The organism is Shewanella sp. KCT, from assembly GCF_007636505.1.
Taxonomy (GTDB): domain Bacteria; phylum Pseudomonadota; class Gammaproteobacteria; order Enterobacterales; family Shewanellaceae; genus Shewanella; species Shewanella halotolerans.
Genome location: NZ_LVDJ01000002.1, coordinates 1 through 13,581 on the forward strand (window position 1 = coordinate 1; position 13,581 = coordinate 13,581).

A 13,581-nucleotide genomic window follows, 5' to 3' on the forward strand; every position below is an offset into this window, starting at 1 on the left:
GGCCCAAACAGTTCTTGCTAACTTATTAGCCAGCGCGACTGCAGACTTGTGACTGCCACGCCGTTCGATGAGCGTTTTAACCCAAACAGACAACCTATCTTGCGCTGTTTTACAGTGCCTGATAATCGACCAAGCACATTGAATGAGTAGCTTCCTGAGGTAACGGTTACCTCGCTTGGTTATCCCACCAAGACTTTGTTTTCCACCGCTTGAATGTTCCTTAGGTACTAAACCGATATTGGCTGAAAAATGTCTACCATTCTTGTAGGACGAACCATTACCAGCAAAAGAGACTACGGCTGTTGCCGTAATCTCTCCTATTCCCTTTATTTGCATTAGTAGTTTAGCTCCTTCGGAAGCCAGGGCTTGCTGTTTGATATCCTTTTCTGATGACTTTATGGCTTCATCAATCGCGCCCCACTCTTGGTGTAGCAGCGTAAAGTGGACTCGAGCTCTTTCGGTTAATCCATTTTCTGCATCTTCAATTAAGTCAGGTAATGCTGCTTTAAGGCTTTCTTTGCCTTTTGCGATGACAATGCCATATTCATATAGCAGGCCTCTGATTTGATTAATCAATGTTGTTCTGGCGTCGACCTGCCTTTCCCTGATTCGATGCGCCAACATCATATCAACCTGCTCTAGGGTTCTTGGTTCTACAAACTGCATGTTGGGTCTAAGCGCTGCTTCGCAAATGGCGAAGGCATCATTACGGTCATTTTTATTGCCTTTGACAAAGGGCTTCACATGTTGAGGGGGAATTAGCCTTACCTGATAACCTTGAGCTTTTAGGCTTCTCCCCCAGTAATTTGAACCGCTGCAGGCTTCCATTGCTATGATTGCATCAGGATATTGAGCTAGAAACGCCATAAGTTGGTGTCGACGAAGTGCACGATTAAATGCAGATTTACAAGCCTGATTTACACCACAGACTTGAAAGACGTTTTTTGCCAAATCGATACCAATTAGAGTAACTTTCATAGTGGACACCTTTTGTTGATATTGAACGTGCAAATTCAATATGGCGCTTTTGACGCCGACTTCACAAGAGGTGTCCATCTCATCATCCATGGAGGTCAGATGTTTCGGCAGAGCCTACAGGGAATGTACTTGCGGCGTCTCACAGGCGTATCTGCACATAAGGTCGCTCATTCACATCCATGTGATCGCGACATTGGTGCATCCATGCACTGCACCTTCCGCAGGCAATTCAAAACAATGAAGGTTAACGCTACATTACGTTTAAATAAATCCAAGCTAGATCTGCTTGCCAATACCGCAATCTAGGCGCTTGCGACTTCCCCCTCACCTTCGTGTTCCATCCCAATGGCCTCTACCCCATCTGGTAGCGCACTCTCACTGATATCCACTATGGTAGAGCGGTTCATGGTGATCTTGTAGCGGGCAAACTGGGGTGGCTTGCGGCCCTCTTGTAGGGAGAGCACCAGGTTGATCTGGTAGCGGCGCTCTACCGAATCGCTGCTGATCTTGCCGTCGGCCTCCTTGTAGATCTTAGCCTTGCCCCGCTCCAGGTAACGGGCGAAGGGGGCCAGGCTAAAGTTTACCTGCTCCTGTATGGTCGAGTAACCCGCGAGGAAGTCTTTGCTCGCGATACGCGAGTTGATGCCATAGTGAAGTATGTCGGCGTCCAGTTTGTTCTGGCTGTGGCGGCGCTTCAATATCTCATCTATCTCCTCGGGGAGATCCTTAGACTTAACGAAATCGATCCACACGTGCTGCTTGGCAATCATCGCCTGGCTGGTAGTGTCACGCAGGATGCGGCTCCAGCGAGGACGGCCCTTCTGGATCACCCGCCACAGGGCGTTACGAATATCTTCCTTGAAGATCTCACGAAAGCCATAGATCACCGCCAGGGTGAACACCAAGGCCATGGTGAGTCCGCTGAAGATCCCCTGGGCCTTGATGATGAGCGACGAGACCACCAGCATCACGAAGGCAGTGGCGATGCCCGTGGTCATCTTCTTCAGGCCCACACCGAGACGCTTCTGCTCCTCTTTTAACACTACCCCTTGCTGGATCAGGCGGCGCAGCAGCAGCATCTTGTTGGAGATGCGGTTCGGATCGCTCTGGGTCTGGGAGGAGTTGTAGTTCTTGCTGTCGCGGTAACTGTTCTCGCTGCGGCACAGGTTGATCACCTCCTCCACCACCTCGCTGTAGTCGCTGCTGCGGGGCGCGTGGGACATGAGTTTCAACAGGCGCTGCTCGCAGAACCAGGAGAGGTAGTTGTCGGCATTCTCGAAGTAGTGCTTCCACTTAGGATCGCTGGGCTCGTTACGGCGAAACTTCTTCAGCAGCTGGGTGACGATTTCGCTCAGATCTTTGAGGGAGGCGTAGAACTGCTCCACATCCTCCACCTGTGCCAGCTCCTTGCTGTCGGTCTCGATGGCCACGGCAAACTGGTAGGCAAACAGGTTGAGGTAGAGCCTGAACTCCTCGACGGTACGCTTCTTCTGACTGATGAAACGCCCCTGCACCAGGGGTAGATGCAGCCCGGAGGAGTAATAGGAGCGCCGGCCGGCGATGGCCGCGTGATAATATTCTTCTTCGTCAAGGCTCTGGGGATTGATCCCCATCTCTTTGGGCAGAAAGAAATAGAGGTCGAGTCGTCTATGGTCGCCCACCTTCATCTGATGGGTGAACTTGATCGACAGAGACTCTTCCTGCTTGATATTAACCTTAGACACAAAACCTCAGAATAATAGAATTATTTCAGTAATTTAGAAATGCACATCCTGAGTATAGCCCAAGTGCGGCTATTGCACTATACGGCAGCCACAGACGGTGTTACTCGGCTGGAACAATACCACGGCATAGTCCCTGTGGGGATCTAATTCCAGCGGCTCGATGGAGAGGTTATGCATCCCCTTGCTGTCTAGGTTAAAGGAGCTGATATAGGAGAGGTACTGCATGTGTCTCGGCATCGCCTCGGTCGACTCGGCGCCGCTCTCCTCCTTGGTCTCAACCGAGAAGTTATAGCGGCCGTTGGCCTCATCAAACTCGAGGTACTTGCCCTGCATGCGTATGATCCCCGCCGAGGTGCCGTCGAGATTAAAGTAGCGGTAGTTGATCTGCGCCTGTTGCTTCTTGGCCATGATATCCACCAAGAGATAGTGGCGCCCCTCCGCCTGGGCGTCGTCGCGGCGGTCGAACAGCTCAGAGCTACAGCTGAGCATCAGGGTTTCGCTGGGATTGAGGTAGCGATAGCTGATGGTGATGCTAATCGCCAGCAGCCCCAGCACGATAATGTTGATCGCCCACAGCACCTTTCTATTCACACAAAGATACCTCTTTAAACCAGGCCTCGGAGATAAACACCTTCTGCTGCCTGTAATCGGTTAACTTAAGATTGCGCACCAGAGATTGTCCCATCCGCTCGCCGCGCATGGTGATGTTAAACACCTGCTTATCGTGGGAGAGCGACATATAGACCTCTTTCCAGGGCGAGGACTCGCAGCGCTCGAACGCCTGGGACATCTTCTCCGACAGGCGCAGTAGCGAGGTGTTATTGGTCTTGGACTTGGCGTAGCTGATAAACATCACCTTCTGCCCCGACTCCAAGGTGATGCCATGGCGCAGATAGGGCTCGGTATGTTGCGCCTCGAAATTGACCGAGGAGAAGAGCTGCAGAGAGACCAGCGCCCCCAGCAGCAGGACGATAAGCCCTATCCACAGCTTTATCCAGCGATGACGCTTGCCAAACAGCCAGGCCAGCACCGCCTCGATCCGCTCGCCAAGGCCCAGGGGCTCGCCGTTTGCCGAGGCGTTATCGGAATGATGCACAGACGAGGGAACGCCGCTATCCAGGCGCAGGCGATAGCCCTTGCCCTTAACGGTTTCTATCATGTGTTCGTGCAGCGGACCGAGGAAGGAGCGCAGCATAAATACCGCCCTCGCCACCGACGAATCGCTTAATGGCGGATGCTCGTCATCCCCCGCCCCTAAGACGCGCTTAGCCACTACCTTGTCGCTATTGGCCAGCAGGAGCAGCAACACCTGCAGCTCGGCGCGCGGTAGATGCCACTCTTCACCCGTTAACTCGTTGGTGAGCACGCCTGCATGTCTGTCGAATCGGCAATCACCCAGTTGCATCTTTGTCACTCTTTCATTTCACTGTGCATAAGCTTATGCAAACCCAGCAAAAAAATCTGTGATCCCCTCTATCTCCTCGAAAGTCATCTAGAAAATACCCTTACAATAGCTAGGGAGTTATGCGCTCTGTGATCCCAGCCCCCTTCTTCGTGCACTAAGCCCCAATATTTATCCCTGGCTGAAACCTCGCAAATTAACATGAATGCTACAAATAAAGTGATCAACCTCACATCGTAAAATATAACGACGATGAAGGCTTGAGGTGTTAATTAATTAAATCGATACAAGGCGCCGAAAAAATCGGCGTAGGCAGATGCGCGCCAGCTCCAAAGCTTCATCCAGCCCAGGTCACACTATTTGCAATCTACCCAGACCACACTGGCCTCAAGTTCAAACTGGCGTATCCCTTGAGCCACGCCAACAACAAAAATAACATCTATCCAAGTGAGGACATTGTCATGACCATCAATAGACGCCAAGCACTTAGCCAAATCATCGGCATCAGCACCGCCGCGGCGGGCGCAACCCTAATGGGCACATCGGCCTTCGCCGCCACCGACGATCAAGGTAACTACAAACTGGAACTGGGTGAGAAGCTCAAGTATGTTCCCCTGGATCCTATGGCAACGGCCAAGCTCGCTTATGAGACAGGCGGTGGCTGTATGCACCAGGTGTTTCACGCACTAGTCACCATGTTGGCCAACTCTGACAGCGCCGACGCCGCCAAGTTTGCAACGATTCCTACCGCACTGGCCGGCTATGGCTGGGCGGGTATCGTGGGTCAGGGCACAGTGTGTGGTAACAACAACGCCACAGGTATGCTGGTGAACATCCTCGACGACATCAATGGCCAGAACGCCGCGGTGATCGGCGCCTCTTTCCGCTACTACGAAGTGACAGAGCTACCTTTCTCCAGCGACGAGTTCGTGGCCGGTATCGGTTCTACCGCCGAGAAGACGGCACTTGTAGGTAAGTCATCTGTTGCCAACAGCATCCTGTGTCACTCCTCTATCAGTAACTGGTCTAAGGCCTCAGGCTTTACCTTCAGCCAGAAGGGTGAGCGTTGTAAGCGTCTGTCGGCCTCTGTGGCCTACCATGTGGTCGAGCTGCTTAACCGTGCCTATAAGGGCGAAGATATCTCTGCCCTGCCTGAATCAAAGCCTTCGAGCGAGGCGCAAAACTGCCAAAGCTGTCACGGCGTAGAGAGCACCATGGGCAGCGCCGCCAGCGTGAAGTCTGACATGGAATGTACGACTTGCCATACCGGCCACTTTAACTAAAGGAGCAGGTCATGAATGAGAAGTTATTAACTGCCCTACTGGCAACGGCGCTTATCTGCGGCGGCTGCGGTAGTGACGACAACGATGACAACGACGGCGGCGAGATCACTCCGCCACCGGTTGCCGACACCATAGATGCCGGTGAGGCATTGGCCATCAACCTGACTTTAGCCGAGTTTGACGGCGCAACGGGCACACTCAACTTTGCCCTGAAGGATGACGCTGGCCTGGCCATCACCAATGCCACAGATTACCGGATCGTCTACTTCGGTTTCCCTGACAGCTCGAGCACCTCACGTAACGCCAAGGCGTGGAAACACTGGCACGTGACCCAAAGCTACTCATGCGACAGCGCCGCCGGCGATTGCCAGGGTGTGCTGCAAGAGACAGACAAGGGTCAATACAGCTTCGATGCCACGGATCTTAACTGGGATGCCAACACGGCTCCTGGTTCGGTGAAGGAATACAAGGTAGGTATCGAGATCAAAGGTGCCAAGGCGACCAACGAACTGGTTCTGCTCCCCTCCACTTAACCCACTGCACCACTTTGAGGGCCATCACCTAGTGTGGCCCTTTTTTTATGCCCGCTTTTGCGACTCTTTCGGCAACAACAGAGAGCGTCAGTCAAAGCCAGAGCCTGAGACAGAGACAGAGACAGAGACAGAGACAGAGCCAAGCCAGCAGAACACGGCCATAGCTCGAAGAAGGGGTTATTGCTCGCCGATAATCTCGGCTAACGAGGGCAGATAATTGAAGGGCTCAAACACTGAATAGATGAGCAGAAACAGCAGTAGCAGCTGAGAGATCAGCAAGATATATTGCTGCTTGGTCATGCGGCGGATAGGCCCGTTGCCCAGCAGCTCACGGTGAGGTGAGAGTTTGCTGTGCAGTATATAGCCCTGATCGTCCACCGATTCCAGTAACTTGCCCGACGGACTGCCGAGAAAGAAACGGATACGATCCACCGCCTGCACCAGACGCGCCATGTTGGCGTCATCCTCGGGTAGGCAGGCCAACAGATCGGCATTGGACATCACCTGACCCCGGTGCTCGGTCAATAATTTAAGTACGGCAAACTCCGCACCTGGCATAAGCCAGCTGGTGTCATTGTCCTGATTTGACAGCGTCGACTGGGACGGCTCAAACCAACAGCAACCTATCTGCATCCGGGTCTCACACTTAAGGGGAAATTACATAAATATCGCGACGCCTGTTAAGGCTAGCGTCTGGTTGTTAGTGTGACATTTTACCCGGGCAACTTTCGTGACAATCAGCACATAACCCATTAAATTATCTGAATAATTATGATACATCCCGATACAGATTTAAGCCCGCTTAGGCTTAATTTCAGCCTGATTTCAGACAAAAAAAAGACGCCCCGAAAGGCGTCTCTTAAACCCAATAAAAACCCTATTAGAAAGAGTACAATAGCGTCATGTTGGTTTCGGTATCTGTGCTTTTCTTGTCGTCCAGCGGCTCGCTGTTGTAACGCACGATGACGGCAAACTTCATCGCCAGGGCGCCAACGATATTGGCCGTGATAGAGGTTTCAGAGCGACCTTCCAGGCTCTCACCGTAATCGGCCACAAACAGCTGCTTAAACTTAGAGTTGTCGGTGATCTCGGTTTCGAAGTTCATCACCCCGTGCGCCACCCAGCTCTCTTCGGTGTCGTAACCCGCTTCGGCGGCGCTCTCATCGTCCAGACGCTTGTACTGGAAACCCGGACCCACTTCAACGGCGAAGGTCGTCTTCTCGGTATCGACAAACTTGTGACCATAACCGGCAGAAACCGTCGACTTAGAATCGAAGCCGGTAAAGGGATCGATCTCGTGGTTGGCGTTGGCAAACATATAGTTCACGTCGCTGAACTTGTAGTTGCCCTGTACCAGGCCGTAGTAGCGCTTACCCGTCTCTTCGCCGCTGTCCTCTTTGTAGAGAGCTTCCAGCAGGTATTGATTTTCCCAGTTACCCAGCTCGTGCTTCATGTCCAGACGGCCCTTGAGAGAGGTCGTCTCAGTATTACCCGTAGTCACCGTCGCACCCAGTTCGGCGTCGGCGGCAAAGGTTCTGTCACCCTTAACGAAATCGGCGCCTGCGTGCGCTGCAAAAGGGGCCGCCATCAGGATGGCCGTAGCCGTCAGCAATTTTTTCATTATCTGTTTACCTATTTATCTAAGTCCCTTAAAAATTGGCGCAATAGTATCACCCGGCGCACAGAAATGAAAATTGCGCTTGCCTTTCCAGCATATTGAACTAACAGCTCAGCTAAGGGCGAGAGTTAGTCCTTACTCTTTGTGGTGTTTTTACCATAAAAAAAGCCCGCCAAATTGGCGGGCCTTTTCATATTGGGTCGTCAGACCGAATTAGTTCACCTGTGGATCTAACTCGCCAGACTGGTATGCCTTATACATGGCCTGCAGTGACTTAGGCTTGATCTTAGAACCCATGCCTGCCGCACCGAAGGCTTCGTAGCGAACGGTACAGATGTCTGCCATCGCATCCATAGAGGCTTTCAGGAATTTACGTGGGTCGAACTCGCTTGGGTTCTCCGCCAGGAACTTACGTACCGCACCGGTAGAGGCCAGGCGCAGGTCGGTGTCGATGTTAACCTTACGCACGCCGTGCTTGATACCTTCGACGATCTCTTCCAGTGGCACACCATAAGTTTCAGGGATGGCGCCGCCATACTGGTTGATCACTTCTAGCCACTCTTGCGGCACAGAAGAAGAACCGTGCATGACCAGGTGGGTGTTAGGGATACGTGCGTGGATCTCTTTGATGCGGTCGATACGCAGCACGTCACCAGTAGGCTTACGGCTAAACTTGTAGGCACCATGGCTGGTACCGATAGCGATGGCCAGGGCATCCACGTGAGTATCGGCCACGAAACGCGCCGCTTCTTCCGGCGTGGTCAGCAGCTGATCTTCGCTCAGGATACCTTCGGCGCCAACACCATCTTCTTCACCGGCTTGGCCAGTTTCCAGGCTACCCAGACAGCCGATCTCACCCTCTACCGACACACCACAGGCGTGGGCGAAGGCAACCGTCTTACGGGTCACGTCGACGTTGTACTCGTATGAAGCCGGTGTCTTACCGTCTGACATCAGTGAGCCGTCCATCATGACTGAAGACATACCCAGCTGAATAGAACGCTGACACACGTCAGGGTGAGTACCGTGATCCTGGTGGATACACACAGGGATATCTGGGTACTGCTCGAGCGCCGCAGCCATCAGATACTTAAGGAACTGAGGACGAGCATACTTACGCGCACCGGCTGACGCCTGAACGATAACCGGGCTGTCTGTAGCTTCTGCCGCCTGCATGATGGCGCGCATCTGCTCCAGGTTGTTAACGTTGAACGCGGGAACGCCATATCCGTGCTCTGCGGCATGGTCTAGCAGTTGACGTAGGGAAATTAAGGCCATTTTTAACTCCAATAATAGGGTGGCAATCGGGCCATGCCCGCTTAACCACCGAGGTCACTATCGTTTGGACAGATTTTGATACCGACAACCGGGGCGCGAACTCCTTGCGACCCGACTATCGGCGGTTTCTTATAATACTAATTATTTTTTTACTTATTCGCCGCGGCTTTCCAGCATAGCCACAGCAGGCAGTTCCTTACCTTCTAGGAATTCCAGGAAGGCGCCACCACCGGTAGAGATGTAAGAGACCTTGTCGGCGATGTCGTACTTGTCGACCGCCGCCAGGGTGTCACCACCGCCCGCGATTGAGAAGGCAGAAGAGTCGGCGATCGCCTGGGCGATACGCTTGGTGCCTTCACCGAACTGATCGAACTCGAACACGCCTACCGGGCCGTTCCAGACGATGGTGCCGGCGTTCTTGAGGATCTCGGCTAGGGCTTCGGCGCTATCAGGACCGATGTCGAAGATCATATCTTCATCCGCCACCTGATCGACCGCCTTGAGGGTCGCGCTCGCCGTTGGGCTGAACTCGCTAGCAACGACAACGTCAGTTGGTACTGGGATGTCGCCGCCACGGCTCTGGGCATTGGCTACCAGGCGCTTGGCTTCATCGATGAGGTCCGCTTCATAGAGGGACTTACCTACGTTGTGACCGGCTGCGGCAATGAAGGTGTTGGCGATACCGCCACCCACGACCAGCTGGTCGACAATGCCAGAGAGGCTCTCGAGTACGGTCAGCTTGGTCGACACCTTAGAACCACCCACGATGGCTACCAGCGGACGCGCCGGGTTGTCCATCGCCTTACCCAGGGCTTCCAGCTCACCGGCAAGCAGTGGACCAGCGCAGGCCACAGCGGCATACAGGCCAACACCGTGAGTCGATGCCTGGGCGCGGTGCGCGGTGCCGAAGGCATCCATCACATACACGTCACACAGGGCAGCCAGCTTCTTAGCCAGCGCCTCGTCGTTCTTCTTCTCGCCGACGTTGAAACGTACGTTCTCGAATACCACGACTTCACCGACATTGGCTTCTACGCCGTCCAGGTAGTCTTTGGCCAGACGTACCGGGCAATCCAGCGCCTTCTCCAGGTAATCCACAACCGGCTGCATAGAGAACTCGCTGTTGTACTCGCCTTCGGTCGGACGACCCAGGTGAGACATCACCATCACGGCCGCGCCTTTCTCCAGCGCCAGCTTGATGGTTGGCAGAGAGGCACGCAGACGCGCATCGCTGGTGACCACACCATTGCTGACCGGGACATTGAGGTCTTCACGGATAAGCACGCGCTTGCCCTGAAGATCTAACGCTGACATATTGATAATCGCCATTTCACGTTTCCTTAAGTTTAAAGTTAAAAATAAAAGTTAAAGCAAAACTGGGCTACCCACCGCCGGGACGCTTCACCGGCCATAGGTTAAAATCTTTAAAATCAGGCTCTAACGGCCTTTATCATCTCTAAACTGGTGTCCAACATACGGTTGGCAAAGCCCCACTCGTTGTCACACCACAACAGCAACTTCACCAGATGGCCGTCGCTCACCCGGGTCTGGGTGCCATCGACGATACTGGATCTGGGATCATGGTTAAAATCGCACGATACTAATGGCGCATTAGTATAGCCCACAACCCCTTGGTATGAGCCATTTGCTGCCTGAGATAATACCTGGTTTACTGTATCGATATCGACACGTTTATCTAAGGTGACCGATAAGTCAATTGCAGTCACATTAATTGTCGGCACGCGCACAGATATCGCCTCGAACTTATCCTTCATCTCGGGCAAGATCCGCTCGATCCCTCTGGCCAACTTGGTATCTACTGGAATGATCGACTGCCCCGCCGCACGGGTGCGTCTTAGGTCGTCATGATAGGCATCGATCACCTGCTGATCGTTCATCGCCGAGTGGATGGTGGTAATGGCGCCGCTGCGTACCTTAAAGGCGCGGTCCAGCACCTGGATTATGGGCACCAGGCAGTTGGTGGTGCAGGAGGCGTTAGAGACCACCTTATGTTCGGCCTTGAGATCTTGATGATTCACGCCGTAGACGATAGTAGCGTCCACATCGCCGGATGAGGGATGGCTGATCAGCACCTGTTTGGCGCCCGCCCTGATATGGGCCTCACAGGCCTGACGGTCGATGAGGGCGCCCGTGGCCTCGAACACGATATCGATATCCAGGGATTGCCAGGGGAGCTTCTCGGCATCGGCCTCATGGAGCAATTGGATACGATCATCCCCTATGGTCATCACATTGGCGTCGAGTGACGCGGGAGACTGAAAACGACCATGGGTGGTATCGTATTGGGTCAGATGAAGCATGGCTTCGGGGTTGGCGAGTTCATTAATGGCGACAATCTGAATCTGATCCCGCTTGCCTGACTCATAGAGAGCACGAAGAATCGAGCGACCGATTCGGCCATAACCATTAATAGCAACTTTAATCATTAAGTGCTTCTACTCCTAACACCGTCCTGAGATAGGCTTTCTTGATGCGACAACGGCCTATCGTTATCGATAAGCCGAGTCATCATGGCATAGAGCAACTGCTTGCCCTATGCCCTTTTGCAGGCACTAGGCCTTAGAGAATAGCGCTTGCCTTAGCAACCACATTCTCAACGGTGAAGCCGAAGTGCTTCATCAGCGCGCCGCCTGGAGCAGACTCACCGAAGGTGGTCATGCCAACGATGGCGCCGTCGAAACCTACATACTTGTGCCAGTAATCGACGTGAGCCGCTTCGATGGCCACACGCTTGGTGACTGACTTAGGCAGTACAGACTCTTTGTAGTCGGCGTCTTGCGCATCGAACACGTCGGTAGATGGCATAGAGACCACACGTACCGCCTTACCTTGCTCGCTCAGTGCCTTAGCCGAATCCAGTGCCAGCTGCACCTCACTACCGGTTGCGATCAGGATTAGATCTGGTGTGCCGGCGCAATCTTGCAACACATAAGCACCCTTGGCGATGTTAGCCAGTTGCTCTTCGCTGCGTGGCTGTGCAGGCAGACCCTGACGGCTGAATACCAGTGAAGTCGGCGCGTTACGACGCTCGATAGCCATCTTCCAAGCGACGGCAGTTTCCGCCGCATCACATGGACGCCATACCATCATGTTTGGTGTCATGCGCAGGTTAGCCAGCTGCTCAACCGGTTGGTGAGTCGGGCCATCTTCACCCTGACCGATAGAGTCGTGGGTGTAAACGAAGATGTTTTGAATGCCCATCAGCGCAGACATACGTACCGCGTTACGCGCGTATTCCATGAACATCATGAAGGTCGCGCCGTAGTTGATGAAACCACCGTGCAGCGACACACCGTTCATGATGCCGCTCATGCCGAACTCACGCACACCATAGTAGATGTAGTTGCCAGCTGGATCTTCCTGGATGCCCTTAGAACCAGACCATAGGGTCAGGTTAGAACCGGCCAGGTCAGCCGAGCCGCCGAGCAGTTCAGGCAGGATAGCGCCAAAGGCCGCGATAGCGTTTTGTGATGCCTTACGGCTGGCGATGTTCTCGCCCTTCTCTTGACACTCTTTGATGAAGGCCTGCGCCTTCTCTTCGAAGTCGGCTGGCAGTTCGCCAGTGATCACGCGGCGCTTATATTCAGCCGCCAGCTCTGGGTAAGCGGCTTCATAGGCAGCAAGCTTCTCGTTCCAGCTAGATTCGTTAGCCGCGCCCACTTCTTTGGCATCCCAACCCGCGTAAACGTCTGCTGGGATCTCGAATGGACCGTGTTCCCAACCCAGGAACTCACGAGCCGCAGCAATTTCGGCATCGCCCAGTGGCGCGCCGTGACAGTCGTGACTGCCAGACTTGTTTGGTGAACCGAAACCGATAATGGTCTTGCAACAGATCATGGTTGGCTTGTCGGTAACTGACTTGGCTTCTTCGATTGCCGTGCGGATAGCATCGCTGTCGTGGCCATCGACACCGGCAATCACATGCCAGCCGTAAGATTCGAAACGCTTGGCGGTATCGTCGGTGAACCAGCCTTCGACGTGACCGTCGATAGAGATGCCGTTGTCATCCCAGAAGGCAATCAGCTTGCCAAGACCTAGGGTACCCGCCAGTGAACAGGCCTCGTGAGAGATACCTTCCATCAGACAGCCGTCGCCCAGGAAACAGTAGGTGTAGTGGTCAACGATATCGTGGCCAGGACGGTTAAATTGCGCCGCCAGAGTCTTCTCGGCAATCGCCATACCTACGGCGTTGCTGATACCCGCGCCCAGTGGACCTGTAGTGGTTTCAACACCTGGGGTGTAACCATATTCAGGGTGACCCGGCGTCTTAGAGTGCAGCTGACGGAAGTTCTTCAGCTCATCCATCGGCAATGCATAACCCGTCAGGTGAAGCAGAGAGTAAATCAGCATAGAGCCGTGGCCGTTTGAAAGGATGAAACGGTCGCGGTCGACCCACTCTGGGTTGTTCGGGTTGTGCTTCAGGAAATCATTCCACAACACTTCGGCGATATCGGCCATTCCCAATGGCGCACCTGGGTGACCAGAGTTGGCTTTCTGAACGGCATCCATACTTAACACACGGATAGCGTTTGCGAGTTCTTTACGAGATGACATGCTCTCTCCTGCTGATTTGAATGTTGGGGATTTTGCGGGCCGATTTTGCGGGCAACAATGGGGGCATATTTTCCCCTACTCGTGGATGGGACGCAAATAAAATTCGCCCTTTAGCTTAGATTAAATCCATCTAGACGCGAAAAAGTGCACCTCAGTGACACTCAAGATGACCCCAGGCAAAACCTCACCT

The 13,581-nt window shown here is 53.6% G+C and carries 12 protein-coding genes; 2 read left to right on the forward strand and 10 right to left on the reverse strand.

All coding sequences use genetic code 11. From position 1 onward, the window contains the following. The 4 genes from AYI87_RS02855 to AYI87_RS02870 all read right to left on the reverse strand — a co-directional run. The coding region (locus tag AYI87_RS02855) for an IS110 family transposase (RefSeq protein WP_144199429.1) at positions 1-978 on the reverse strand (978 nt) is incomplete at its 3' end. Between the two features lie 302 nt (positions 979-1,280). Next, a complete protein-coding gene (locus AYI87_RS02860) occupies positions 1,281-2,702 on the reverse strand; it encodes a hypothetical protein (RefSeq protein WP_144199431.1) in 1,422 nt (473 codons plus the stop codon). 69 nt (positions 2,703-2,771) lie between these two features. Next, complete coding sequence (locus tag AYI87_RS02865) at positions 2,772-3,293, reverse strand: hypothetical protein (protein WP_144199433.1); 522 nt, start codon at positions 3,291-3,293, stop codon at positions 2,772-2,774. Further along, positions 3,286-4,107: a transcriptional regulator gene (locus AYI87_RS02870; RefSeq protein WP_144199435.1), complete on the reverse strand. Its 822-nt coding sequence runs from the start codon at positions 4,105-4,107 to the stop codon at positions 3,286-3,288. Before AYI87_RS02870 ends, AYI87_RS02865 begins: the two co-directional genes overlap by 8 nt. Positions 4,108-4,565: 458 nt before the next feature. On the opposite strand from AYI87_RS02870, the gene AYI87_RS02875 reads away from it, so the two are divergent. Further along, positions 4,566-5,387 (forward strand): cytochrome C, encoded by an 822-nt coding sequence (locus tag AYI87_RS02875; protein WP_144199437.1) that lies wholly within the window; start codon positions 4,566-4,568, stop codon positions 5,385-5,387. An 11-nt stretch (positions 5,388-5,398) separates the two neighbouring features. Beyond that, positions 5,399-5,920: a hypothetical protein gene (locus AYI87_RS02880; protein WP_144199439.1), complete on the forward strand. Its 522-nt coding sequence runs from the start codon at positions 5,399-5,401 to the stop codon at positions 5,918-5,920. Between the two features lie 177 nt (positions 5,921-6,097). Here AYI87_RS02880 and AYI87_RS02885 read toward each other — a convergent pair whose 3' ends face one another. The 6 genes from AYI87_RS02885 to tkt form a co-directional block, all read right to left on the reverse strand. Further along, on the reverse strand, positions 6,098-6,553 hold the full coding sequence (locus AYI87_RS02885; RefSeq protein ID WP_011864563.1) for a transcriptional regulator: 456 nt from the start codon (positions 6,551-6,553) through the stop codon (positions 6,098-6,100). A 247-nt stretch (positions 6,554-6,800) separates the two neighbouring features. Next, a complete protein-coding gene (locus AYI87_RS02890) occupies positions 6,801-7,541 on the reverse strand; it encodes a YdiY family protein (protein WP_144199441.1) in 741 nt (246 codons plus the stop codon). 210 nt (positions 7,542-7,751) lie between these two features. After that, complete coding sequence (fba, locus tag AYI87_RS02895; protein ID WP_011864561.1) at positions 7,752-8,816, reverse strand: class II fructose-bisphosphate aldolase; 1,065 nt, start codon at positions 8,814-8,816, stop codon at positions 7,752-7,754. A 153-nt stretch (positions 8,817-8,969) separates the two neighbouring features. Further along, positions 8,970-10,145 (reverse strand): phosphoglycerate kinase, encoded by a 1,176-nt coding sequence (locus AYI87_RS02900; RefSeq protein ID WP_144199443.1) that lies wholly within the window; start codon positions 10,143-10,145, stop codon positions 8,970-8,972. 101 nt (positions 10,146-10,246) lie between these two features. Continuing rightward, positions 10,247-11,263, reverse strand: a complete 1,017-nt coding sequence (epd, locus tag AYI87_RS02905; protein ID WP_144199445.1) for an erythrose-4-phosphate dehydrogenase — start codon at positions 11,261-11,263, stop codon at positions 10,247-10,249. A gap of 133 nt (positions 11,264-11,396) precedes the next feature. Continuing rightward, positions 11,397-13,391 (reverse strand): transketolase, encoded by a 1,995-nt coding sequence (gene tkt, locus AYI87_RS02910; RefSeq protein WP_144199447.1) that lies wholly within the window; start codon positions 13,389-13,391, stop codon positions 11,397-11,399. Positions 13,392-13,581 lie beyond the last annotated feature (190 nt).